Annotated in this window: 11 protein-coding genes and 7 tRNA genes; 9 read left to right on the top strand and 9 right to left on the bottom strand. The window is 73.1% G+C overall.

Going from position 1 to position 8,970, the window contains the following annotated elements; genetic code table 11:
- On the bottom strand, window positions 1–309 hold a 309-nt coding region (locus ACSNOH_RS31095; RefSeq protein ID WP_436724787.1), incomplete at its 3' end, for a DUF4365 domain-containing protein.
- 167 nt (window positions 310–476) lie between these two features.
- Between ACSNOH_RS31095 and ACSNOH_RS31090 the strand changes: the two genes are divergently transcribed.
- Window positions 477–1,199: an exonuclease domain-containing protein gene (locus tag ACSNOH_RS31090; protein ID WP_436724786.1), complete on the top strand. Its 723-nt coding sequence runs from the start codon at window positions 477–479 to the stop codon at window positions 1,197–1,199.
- Between the two features lie 99 nt (window positions 1,200–1,298).
- On the opposite strand, the gene ACSNOH_RS31085 is transcribed toward ACSNOH_RS31090, so the two are convergent.
- From ACSNOH_RS31085 to ACSNOH_RS31070, 4 genes are all read right to left on the bottom strand, one after another.
- Window positions 1,299–1,370: transfer RNA gene (locus tag ACSNOH_RS31085), tRNA-Val, on the bottom strand.
- Window positions 1,371–1,432: 62 nt separating this feature from the next.
- Window positions 1,433–1,912, bottom strand: coding sequence for an SRPBCC family protein (locus ACSNOH_RS31080; RefSeq protein ID WP_436724785.1), 480 nt, complete (start codon window positions 1,910–1,912; stop codon window positions 1,433–1,435).
- Between the two features lie 70 nt (window positions 1,913–1,982).
- Window positions 1,983–2,054 (bottom strand) — tRNA-Val (locus ACSNOH_RS31075).
- A 58-nt stretch (window positions 2,055–2,112) separates the two neighbouring features.
- On the bottom strand, window positions 2,113–2,559 hold the full coding sequence (locus ACSNOH_RS31070) for a TIGR02611 family protein (protein ID WP_436724784.1): 447 nt from the start codon (window positions 2,557–2,559) through the stop codon (window positions 2,113–2,115).
- A 192-nt stretch (window positions 2,560–2,751) separates the two neighbouring features.
- Between ACSNOH_RS31070 and ACSNOH_RS31065 the strand changes: the two genes are divergently transcribed.
- Entirely contained in the window at window positions 2,752–3,165 is a 414-nt protein-coding gene (locus ACSNOH_RS31065; RefSeq protein WP_003959770.1) for an SsgA family sporulation/cell division regulator, read from the top strand.
- Between the two features lie 214 nt (window positions 3,166–3,379).
- Entirely contained in the window at window positions 3,380–3,937 is a 558-nt protein-coding gene (locus tag ACSNOH_RS31060; RefSeq protein ID WP_436724783.1) for a CGNR zinc finger domain-containing protein, read from the top strand.
- Window positions 3,938–4,157: 220 nt separating this feature from the next.
- Here ACSNOH_RS31060 and ACSNOH_RS31055 read toward each other — a convergent pair whose 3' ends face one another.
- Window positions 4,158–4,604: a hypothetical protein gene (locus tag ACSNOH_RS31055; protein ID WP_436724782.1), complete on the bottom strand. Its 447-nt coding sequence runs from the start codon at window positions 4,602–4,604 to the stop codon at window positions 4,158–4,160.
- A 235-nt stretch (window positions 4,605–4,839) separates the two neighbouring features.
- Between ACSNOH_RS31055 and ACSNOH_RS31050 the strand changes: the two genes are divergently transcribed.
- Window positions 4,840–5,349 (top strand): DsbA family protein, encoded by a 510-nt coding sequence (locus ACSNOH_RS31050; RefSeq protein WP_436724781.1) that lies wholly within the window; start codon window positions 4,840–4,842, stop codon window positions 5,347–5,349.
- Window positions 5,350–5,414: 65 nt separating this feature from the next.
- On the opposite strand, the gene ACSNOH_RS31045 is transcribed toward ACSNOH_RS31050, so the two are convergent.
- The 3 genes from ACSNOH_RS31045 to ACSNOH_RS31035 form a co-directional block, all read right to left on the bottom strand.
- Window positions 5,415–6,254: a GNAT family N-acetyltransferase gene (locus ACSNOH_RS31045; protein WP_436724780.1), complete on the bottom strand. Its 840-nt coding sequence runs from the start codon at window positions 6,252–6,254 to the stop codon at window positions 5,415–5,417.
- 140 nt (window positions 6,255–6,394) lie between these two features.
- Window positions 6,395–7,216 (bottom strand): aminotransferase class IV, encoded by an 822-nt coding sequence (locus ACSNOH_RS31040; protein WP_436724779.1) that lies wholly within the window; start codon window positions 7,214–7,216, stop codon window positions 6,395–6,397.
- Window positions 7,213–8,253, bottom strand: coding sequence for a chorismate-binding protein (locus tag ACSNOH_RS31035; RefSeq protein ID WP_436724788.1), 1,041 nt, complete (start codon window positions 8,251–8,253; stop codon window positions 7,213–7,215). The genes ACSNOH_RS31040 and ACSNOH_RS31035 overlap by 4 nt, the downstream gene beginning before the upstream one ends.
- 175 nt (window positions 8,254–8,428) lie before the next feature.
- Here ACSNOH_RS31035 and ACSNOH_RS31030 point away from each other — a divergent pair.
- The 5 genes from ACSNOH_RS31030 to ACSNOH_RS31010 all read left to right on the top strand — a co-directional run bounded on the left by ACSNOH_RS31030 (window position 8,429) and on the right by ACSNOH_RS31010 (window position 8,880).
- Window positions 8,429–8,501: transfer RNA gene (locus ACSNOH_RS31030), tRNA-Gly, on the top strand.
- Between the two features lie 35 nt (window positions 8,502–8,536).
- Window positions 8,537–8,610 (top strand) — tRNA-Cys (locus tag ACSNOH_RS31025).
- Between the two features lies 1 nt (window position 8,611).
- Window positions 8,612–8,686 (top strand) — tRNA-Val (locus tag ACSNOH_RS31020).
- Window positions 8,687–8,705: 19 nt separating this feature from the next.
- Window positions 8,706–8,777 (top strand) — tRNA-Val (locus tag ACSNOH_RS31015).
- Between the two features lie 31 nt (window positions 8,778–8,808).
- Window positions 8,809–8,880: transfer RNA gene (locus ACSNOH_RS31010), tRNA-Val, on the top strand.
- The last annotated feature ends 90 nt before the right edge of the window (window positions 8,881–8,970 follow it).

Below are 8,970 nucleotides of genomic sequence, written 5' to 3'. Positions count from 1 at the left end.
CGGCTGGACGGCCGGGCGGGGGCCCAGCTGGTAGGTGCATTTGAGCTGCACCTTGATGGTGACCTCGTCGTCGGTGGTGTGCCCGGGGGCGGTGTGGCTGAGGTGCCAGTCGATGCCGTGGTCGGGGAAGGGCTGGGCCAGCGAGCAGCCCGCCGCCGCGGCGACGGCGTGCAGATAGCCGATCTGGAGCGTCTCCATGCAGGCGGTGGTGGCGAGCGAGCCGCGTGCGGGGGCCGGGGGCCCGGGGGCCGCGGTGAGCCCTGCGGGCCCGGACAGCAGCCCGCCGGGCTCGGGCCGCGGGAACGCCATGTCCGAATCCTTCCGGGCGACTTCGGGCGTTCGATCCGTACATCTGTGTTGTTTCCTTTGCAACTCCCGTGCAAACAACGGCGGTTCGCATGACACTGCGGCCGGGTATCACCTGCCGGGGAGGGTGAAACACGCCATTCGCCGGGCAAGTGCGAGGAGTTGTGGACATGTGCTGGTTCGAGGGACCACTGGCCGCGTTCGACACCGAGACCACCGGGGTGGACGTCGAGCACGACCGGATCGTGCAGGCGGCCCTCGTGGTGCAGCCGGCGGCCGAGGCGCCTGCGGTCGTGACGCGCTGGCTGGTCGACCCGGGAGTCCCGGTGCCGGAGGGGGCCGTGGCGATACACGGGCTGACGGACGCCTACCTGCAGCGGAACGGCCGGTGGCCGGCGCCGGTCATGGAGGAGGTGGCGCGGGCGCTGGCCCGGCAGGCGGCGCGTGCGACGCCGCTGGTGGTGATGAACGCCCCGTTCGACCTGACGCTGCTGGACCGCGAGTTGCGCCGGCACCGGGCCGCGTCGCTGGCCGACTACCTGGGAGCGGCCCCGCTGTGCGTGATGGACCCGTGGGTGCTGGACAAGCACCTGGACCGCTATCGCAAGGGGCGCCGGACGCTGACGGACCTGTGCGCGCAGTACGGGGTGGAGCTGACGGGCGCGCATGACGCGGCGTCGGACGCGCTGGCGGCGCTGCAGGTGGTGCGGGCGGTGGGGCGCCGGTTCGCGGCGCGGCTGGAGCGGCTGAGCCCGGCGGAGCTGCACGCGCGGCAGGCGGTGTGGCACGCGGCGCAGGCGCGGGGCCTGCAGGCGTGGTTCGCGCGGAACGGGACGGAGGAGGCCTGCGACCCGGCGTGGCCGCTGCGGCCCGCGCTGCCGGCCGCGGCGTGAGGGCGGCCTCGGGGGCGCGGCAGGGCCGGGCACCCGGAGGTGCGGGCGGGCAACGCACAAGGCCGGTCCGTCTCTTGACGGACCGGCCTTGCCTGTGTGTGGGCGATACTGGGATCGAACCAGTGACCTCTTCGGTGTGAACGAAGCGCTCTCCCGCTGAGCTAATCGCCCGGGATTCGTGCGGGGTTTCCCCCGGCAACGCACTGAACAATACAGGTCGTGGCGGCTCTCCATCAAATCCCCGGGCCGCCGCCCGCCAGCAGGGCCCGCAGGCCGCGCCGGCCGGCGCGCATCATCCAGGCGTGGTTGGCCACGAAGAGGGGCCTCGCGGGCAGAGCGAGGCGCCTGAGGAGGGGCTTGCGGGCTTCGACGTCCTGCTCGTAGCGGGCGGTGCAGGCGGCGGGGCCGTGCGGGAGGACGGTCCAGCGGGCCCAGCCCTCGAGGTCGCCCGTCATGGCGATCTCCAGGACGCGGGCTTCGGGGTCGTGCCGGGTGGAGCGGACGGCCACGGTCAGGTCGTAGGGGAGGAAGGAGCGGACGCGGACCGTGCCGGAGGTGGCACCGGCCCGGCGGACCTCGCGGATCTGCGGCCACCAGCGGGAGTAGCCGTCGACGGCTTCGAGGCGGGCGTAGACGGCGTCGGGCGGGGCGGCGAGGGCCCAGGCGCCGTGGAAGCGGTAGCGGTGGGAGCGGGCCGCGGCCGGGAAGGGCATGGGGCCAGCGGACAACGAAAGACCGAGGGTCCGCAAGGGGTGAACCTCGCGGACCCTCGGTCCTGTGATGTGGGCGATACTGGGATCGAACCAGTGACCTCTTCGGTGTGAACGAAGCGCTCTCCCGCTGAGCTAATCGCCCGGGCGCACCGCAAACATTACCGCATGTCAGACGGTGCTTTGAACCGCCGGCGGGCCGGTCAGCCGCCGGCCTTCCACGGCATGACCATGCCGAACTTCCAGAGGTAGATCCCGACGAGCGCGCCGGCGATCACCAGGCCCGTCACGGTGAGGATGATGTTGCGCCGCCGGACGCGGGGGTCGAGGGCGCGCTGGGCGGCCTCGGTGACCTTGCGCTTGGTCCAGCGCAGCACGAGCTGGGCCCAGACGAACTCGGTGGCCCAGATGGCCATGCCCGCGAAGATCACGAGCCAGCCGGGGCCGGGCAGGGGCAGCATGATGACGCCCGCGACGACGACGGCCAGGCCGACGACGAAGACGCCCACCTGCCAGCTCAGGTGCAGGGGCCGCGAGCGCTTGATGAAGTGGGGGGCGCGCGATCCGAGGGCGGGCTCGCCCGCGTCCCCGCCCCGCGTGCCGTCCCCCGTCGCGGCGGCGTCCCGCCGCCGGTCACTCTCCGCATTCATGCGCCCCAACCTACCGGACCGATCCGGAACTCACCGGAATGGCGGTATTACGTCGTGAACGACTGGGCCGTCCGAGGTATCCGAACAGTCTCAAAACGGTCAGAGGGGTTTACAACGGCACCGTAGGTGGCATGTCGATTTCGCCGACGTGCGAATCCCCGAGCGCACACTGAGCGAAAGGCCCTGGCGCTTATGAACACCACGGTCAGCTGCGAGCTGCACTTGCGCCTCGTCGTGTCGAGCGAATCCTCACTGCCTGTCCCCGCAGGCCTGCGGTACGACACGGCCGATCCGTATGCCGTGCACGCCACGTTCCACACCGGAGCCGAAGAAACGGTCGAATGGGTGTTCGCCCGCGATCTCCTCGCCGAGGGGCTCCACCGGCCCACCGGCACCGGCGACGTCCGCGTCTGGCCGTCCCGCAGCCACGGTCAGGGCGTCGTGTGCATCGCGCTGAGCTCCCCGGAGGGCGAGGCGCTGCTGGAGGCCCCCGCACGGGCCCTGGAGTCCTTCCTCAAGCGGACGGACGCCGCGGTGCCGCCGGGCACCGAGCACCGTCACTTCGACCTGGACACGGAGCTCTCGCACATCCTGGCGGAGAGCTGAGTCCGGACCGGGGCTGACCCGGAGCGCGCCGGCCGACTCGGGGAGGCCGCGCGCCGCATCTCGCACAGAGGGCACGGCACGGCGCCGTCGTCCGCGGACCACCGCGGGCGGCGGCGCCGTCGCGCTACCGGCCGCGCGAGCGCCGGCCAGCCAGTAAGGTCGGGGGCCGCGGTCGAACACTTGCCGCCTCCGTCCGGCCAGGGAGCGTACGAACGTGCAGATCAACCACGACACCAAGGCGGCGCTCGACTCCGTCGTCGATCTCCTCAACGCGGGTCCGCAGAACCTGGCGGAGCTGCGCTCCTTCGTGGCGCGGCACGGGATCACCAGTGTGGTGCCGCGGGAGCGGGACGTGGCGGCGGTGCGGTCGGTGCGCGAGCGGTTCGGACAGGTCTTCGACGCGGAGAGCACGGGCGAGGCGGCCCGGCTGATCAACGAGCTGGTCGCCGAGGCCGGGACGACGCCGCAGCTGAGCGCGCACGACGGCTACGACTGGCACGTGCACTACTTCGCCCCCGGCGCGTCGGTGGCCGAGAACCTCGCGGCGGACGGGGCCATGGCGCTGGCCTTCCTGCTGGTGGCCGGCGAGCGGGACCGGCTGCGGCGGTGCCAGGCGCCGGACTGCGGGCACGCCTTCGTGGACCTCTCCCGCAACCGCTCGCGGCGCTACTGCGACGGGCGCACGTGCGGGAACAGACTGCACGTGGCCGCGTACCGGGCGCGGCGCCGGGGCGCGGAGACCGAGGCCGAGGGGCCGGCCGCGAAGGTCTGAATCCGGGCAGGCTCCGGGGCTCCGGCCGCCTTTCCCGCTCGGTTCTCCGCCGAAGGTCCCGGGAAATCACGGGCGGATGAATACACACCTGGTGAATTACCCGGAAACGACTGCAGATGCGTTATGCACCTCCACCGGGACAGGGCGCGCTACGGGCCCGGATTCGGGCACGCGGCTATCCCGCCGGGGCGGCGTCCCGGCGTGCGGGCACGACGGCCCGTCATATTCCGTGCTTCTTCAGAATGGCCTCGATATCCGAGAAGTCCTCGCCGTCGGCCGATTTCTTCGCCCCGCCCTGCGGGCGGCCCGCGGCGCGGCCCGGGCCCGGTGACGGAGCGGAGGCACCGGGGGCCAGGGCATCGCGCTGAGCACCCGCCTGCGCCGCCCGGCGCTCCTTGCGGCCGCCGCCGAGGCGGCGCCGCTCGGCCACCCTGCTCACCAGGAACAGCAGCGCGGAGAGTGCGAGGACCCCGAAGCCGGCCCAGACGCTCGGCTTGAAGACGACGTCGGTGAGCCAGTCGACGATCCCGGTCAGGACCAGCCCGATGGGCACGAGGGAGAAGGCGGCGATCCGCGTCGCCGCGAGGAGGCGCTTGCGGTAGGCGGTGAGCGCGGCGATGCCGAGGCCCGCCGCGGACACCGCGGCGCAGATGGTCGAGGTCAGCATCGGGCTCCTCCTGCTGTTCGCTGCCGGGCTCGCCCTTCCATCGTGCACCGCCCGCCGCCGGACGGGCCACGGCCGGAGGGCCGGCTCAGGGAGATCTCGGGGTCATCCCCCAGGGCAGCTCATCCCTGAGGACCAGGAGCCAGGGGGCCGGGAGAAGGCCGGAGCGGCAAGGAGGCCGCGAGGGGCCGGGCGGACCCGGAGGGCCGCCGCCCCCGCCGCCTGGAAGACTGGCCGCATGAGCGAGACCAACACCGCCCCCGTCGTCCTCGACGTGTGGTGCGAGCTGCAGTGCCCCGACTGCCGCACCGCCCTGGACGACCTGCGGGCCCTCCGCGCGCGCTACGGCGACCGGCTGGAGCTGCGGCTGCGGCACTTCCCCCTGGAGAAGCACAAGCACTCCTACGCCGCGGCGCAGGCCGCGGAGGAGGCGGCCGAGCAGGGGCGGGGCTGGGAGTACGCGGAGGCCGTGCTGGCCCGCGCCGAGGAGCTGGGCACGCGCGGCGAGAAGCTGCTGACCGAGGTGGCGGACGGGCTCGGGCTGGACGCCGAGGAGGTGGACACCGCCCTCGTCGACGGCCGCCACATGCTGATCGTGGACGCGGACCAGGCCGAGGGCAAGGCGATCGGCGTGACGGGCACCCCCACGTACGCCGTCGGCGGCGAGCTGCTGGACGGCAGCAAGGACCAGCAGGGGCTGCGCGAGCGGATCGAGGAGATCGTGGACGGTCTCCTCGGTCAGGCCTGACCGGCGGGCTCCGGCCCTCCGGTGCCTCCCGGCCTCTGGACAGGCCCTTAAATCTGGACCGGCCCTTAAAGCAGCGGTTTGTACAAGTGGTACGCCGTCGGCACGTAGCCCAGCGACTCGTACAGCCGCAGGGCGGGAACGTTGCCGGCGAAGACGTTGAGGCCGAGGGTCCGCGCACCGCGCGCGAGCACCTCGGCCTCCGCCAGCAGCATCAGTGACCTTCCGTGGCCGTTTCCCCGGTGCTCGGCCGCGACCTCGACGCCGAAGACGAAGGCGTCCGGCTCACCGGGCCCGGCGGCGTCGCGCACGGCCGCCCAGAGCGTGCCGACGGCCGTGCCCCGGTGGGTGAGGACCCGCAGCACGGCGCCGTCGGTGTCCACGCCGCCGGGCAGCAGGGCCCGCTCGTCGGCCTCGGCCTTGGCGCGGGCCTGGTCGGCGGGGACACCGCGGTCGGCCCAGTCCCGTACGTAGCCCTCGCGGGACTCGGCGCGCCAGCCGGGGTACTCGTCCACGGTCATCCGCCGCCCTTCGGTGCCTTCGGGCAGCCGGGGGGCGGCGGTCAGCGTTTTGACCATGTTCCGGCTGCGCTCGGTGTAGCCGAGGGCGGCAGCCAGGCCGAGGCCCACCTCGGCGCCGGCGTCGACGGACACCTCGATGCGGGCGCAGCCCCAGCCCCGCAGCACCTCCTCGGCCGCGAGCGCGGCGACGGTGCCGCGGCCGCGGTGGCGGTCGGCCTCGTCGATGGCGAGCCGGACGATGCGGCCGACGGCCGGTCCGAAGCGGTGGTCCGTGGCCAGGTCGACGGCGCCCACGGGCCGGCTGTTGACGCAGACCTCGTACGGACGGGACCTGGCGCCGCCGGGGCCGCGCTGCTCTGGTGCGGTGGGCCGCAAGGTGGTGGTCATCCTGGTGTTGTACCGGCCCGGCGGTCCCGCGTCACGGGGTTTTGCGGGGGCGGCGACGGGCGCCCCCGCGGGCCGCCACGGCGCTTACGGACCGGCACGCCGCTTGCGGGCGGCCGCGGCGCTCAGGTGGCTGCCGGCGCTTACGGGTCGAGGTCCGCCGCCGACTGCTCGGCGAAGATCCGGGCGGCCTTGGCGGTGACCGGGCCCGGGACCCCGGGCAGTTCCCGGCCGTCGACGGCGCGGACGGGCTGGACGTCGCGGAGGGAGGAGGTCAGGAAGATCTCTTCGGCCTGCTCCAGGACGTCGTAGGGCAGCTCCGTCTCCTTGGCGCCGGCCCACTCCAGGACGAGGGCGCGGGTGATGCCGGCGAGGCAGCCGGAGGCGAGGGGCGGGGTGTGCAGCTCCCCGTCGAGGACGACGAAGACGTTGGAGGCGGTGCCCTCGCACAGCGCCCCGGTGGTGTTGGCGAGGAGGGCCTCGGTGGCGCCGTGCTCCTTCGCGCGGGCGAGGGCGATGACGTTCTCGCCGTAGGAGGTGGATTTGACGCCGGCCAGGGCGCCGCGTTCGTTGCGGGTCCAGGGCACGGTCACGACGGCGGCCGTGGCGGCGGGCGGGGGCGTCTCCGCGACGGCGACGACGAGGGTGGGGCGCGCGGCGCCGCGCTCGGAGCCGAGCGGGGCGAGGCCTCCGGTGTAGGTGATGCGCAGGCGGCCGAGCGGCACGGGCTCGGCGTCGAGGACGGCCGTGCAGGCGCGGCGGACCTCGTCGAGGTCGGGCTCGGGCAGGCCGAGGGCGCGGGCCGAGGCGGTGAGCCTGGTGAGGTGGCGGGTGAGGGCGAAGGGGCGGCCGTGGACGGCCTTGAGGGTCTCGAAGACGCCGTCGCCGACGGTCAGGCCGTGGTCGAGGACCGAGACGCGCGCGCTGTCGGTGTCGTGGAGCGAACCGTTGAGCCAGATCGTCACCTGATCGTCCCTCCGAGCGGCTGATGGGTGCCCGACGCTATCGCGAGCAGCCGGGAAGCCTTGAGTTCCGTCTCGGCCCACTCCCGCTCGGGGTCGGAGCCCCAGGTGATGCCGGCGCCGGTGCCGAAGCGGAGGACGGGGCCCGGGGCGGCGGTGCGGTCGATCCAGAAGGTGCGGATGCCGACGGCGAGCTGGCCGGTGCCGCGGTCGGCGTCGACCCAGCCGATGCCGCCGCAGTAGGGGCCGCGGGGGGCGGTCTCCAGGTCGCGGATGATCTGCAGGGCGCTCTCCTTGGGAGCGCCGGTGACCGAGCCGGGCGGGAAGGTGGCCGAGAACAGCTCGGCCCACCCGGCGCCGTCGGCGATGCGCCCGCGCACGGTGGAGACGAGGTGGACGAGCCCCGGGTGGGGTTCGACCGCGCAGAGTGCGGGGACGGTCACGGAGCCCGTGGTGCAGACGCGCCCGAGGTCGTTGCGGACGAGGTCCACGATCATCACGTTCTCGGCGTGGTCCTTCTCCAGCAGGTCGGCGGCGGTGCGGCCGGTGCCCTTGATGGGGCCGGACTCGACCGTGCGGCCGGTGCGGCGCAGGTAGAGCTCGGGGGAGGCGGTGGCGACCTCGACGCCGTGGGCGGGCAGGCGTATGCAGCCCGCGTAGGGGGCGGGGTTGCCGTGCGCGAGGAGGGCGGTCAGCGCGTCGACGTCGGCCGCGCCGGGATCGGGCAGGGGCGCGCTCAGGACGCGGCAGAGATTGGCCTGGTAGACCTCGCCGGCCGCGATGTGCTCGCGGATGCGGCGCACGCCCGCGGTGTAGGCGGCGCGGTCCAGGGAGCTCGTCCAGTCCCCGGCGGCCGGGCCGCGCCAGTGCGCGCGGTCCGCGGGGCGGGGCGGGGCGGGCCGTACGTCGCCGAAGCGCGCGCAGGTCAGCCGCCCTTCGAAGTCCGCGACCACGGCCCACCAGCCCGTGGATTCCAGGGCTGCCGGGTCGCGGGTGACGTCGCGCAGATCGGTGGCGAGGAGGCCGCCGAAGCGGGCCATCGGAGGGAGGCTCGGGGCGAAGCTGTGCACGTCACCGAGTCTATGGCGGGGCCGTCCGGAGCGGCCCGGGCGAACAATCAGGGCAGCACGCTGCGGAAACGGAATTTGAGCTGGCGCCGGAATCCGCTAGAGTTCAACACGTCGCCGGGACGCGGAAGCGAACCGGACAGACACTGCGGACGTAGCTCAGTTGGTAGAGCACCACCTTGCCAAGGTGGATGTCGCGAGTTCGAGTCTCGTCGTCCGCTCGAGTTGGGGGATCTTCCCGAACCCCCGCACTCCTGGTGGAGTGGCCGAGAGGCGAGGCAACGGCCTGCAAAGCCGTCTACACGGGTTCAAATCCCGTCTCCACCTCCAAGGACGATTAGCTCAGCGGGAGAGCGCTTCCCTGACACGGAAGAGGTCACTGGTTCAATCCCAGTATCGTCCACCAGGTCCTCACGGACCTTCCCGCGCGATTAGCTCAGCGGGAGAGCGCTTCCCTGACACGGAAGAGGTCACTGGTTCAATCCCAGTATCGCGCACGCTGCACCTGCGGTTTCCGCAGTGCGTCCCGGACGATTAGCTCAGCGGGAGAGCGCTTCCCTGACACGGAAGAGGTCACTGGTTCAATCCCAGTATCGTCCACAGGGTCGTCACCGACCTTCCCGCGCGATTAGCTCAGCGGGAGAGCGCTTCCCTGACACGGAAGAGGTCACTGGTTCAATCCCAGTATCG

The sequence above is a fragment of the Streptomyces sp. URMC 127 genome (assembly GCF_051386535.1).
Classification (GTDB): Bacteria; Actinomycetota; Actinomycetes; order Streptomycetales; family Streptomycetaceae; genus Streptomyces.
The sequence above is the reverse complement of the archived record's forward strand: the minus strand, read 5'-3'. Positions and strand labels throughout refer to the sequence as shown.

Excerpts from the sequence above, each read along its gene's own strand:
- ACSNOH_RS31090 (WP_436724786.1), top strand. The coding sequence starts at position 477 with ATGTGCTGGTTCGAGGGACCACTGGCCGCGTTCGACACCGAGACCACC.
- ACSNOH_RS31080 (WP_436724785.1), bottom strand. The coding sequence starts at position 1,912 with ATGCCCTTCCCGGCCGCGGCCCGCTCCCACCGCTACCGCTTCCACGGC.
- ACSNOH_RS31070 (WP_436724784.1), bottom strand. The coding sequence starts at position 2,559 with ATGAATGCGGAGAGTGACCGGCGGCGGGACGCCGCCGCGACGGGGGAC.
- ACSNOH_RS31065 (WP_003959770.1), top strand. The coding sequence starts at position 2,752 with ATGAACACCACGGTCAGCTGCGAGCTGCACTTGCGCCTCGTCGTGTCG.
- ACSNOH_RS31055 (WP_436724782.1), bottom strand. The coding sequence starts at position 4,604 with ATGCTGACCTCGACCATCTGCGCCGCGGTGTCCGCGGCGGGCCTCGGC.
- ACSNOH_RS31050 (WP_436724781.1), top strand. The coding sequence starts at position 4,840 with ATGAGCGAGACCAACACCGCCCCCGTCGTCCTCGACGTGTGGTGCGAG.
- ACSNOH_RS31045 (WP_436724780.1), bottom strand. The coding sequence starts at position 6,254 with ATGACCACCACCTTGCGGCCCACCGCACCAGAGCAGCGCGGCCCCGGC.
- ACSNOH_RS31035 (WP_436724788.1), bottom strand. The coding sequence starts at position 8,253 with ATGGCCCGCTTCGGCGGCCTCCTCGCCACCGATCTGCGCGACGTCACC.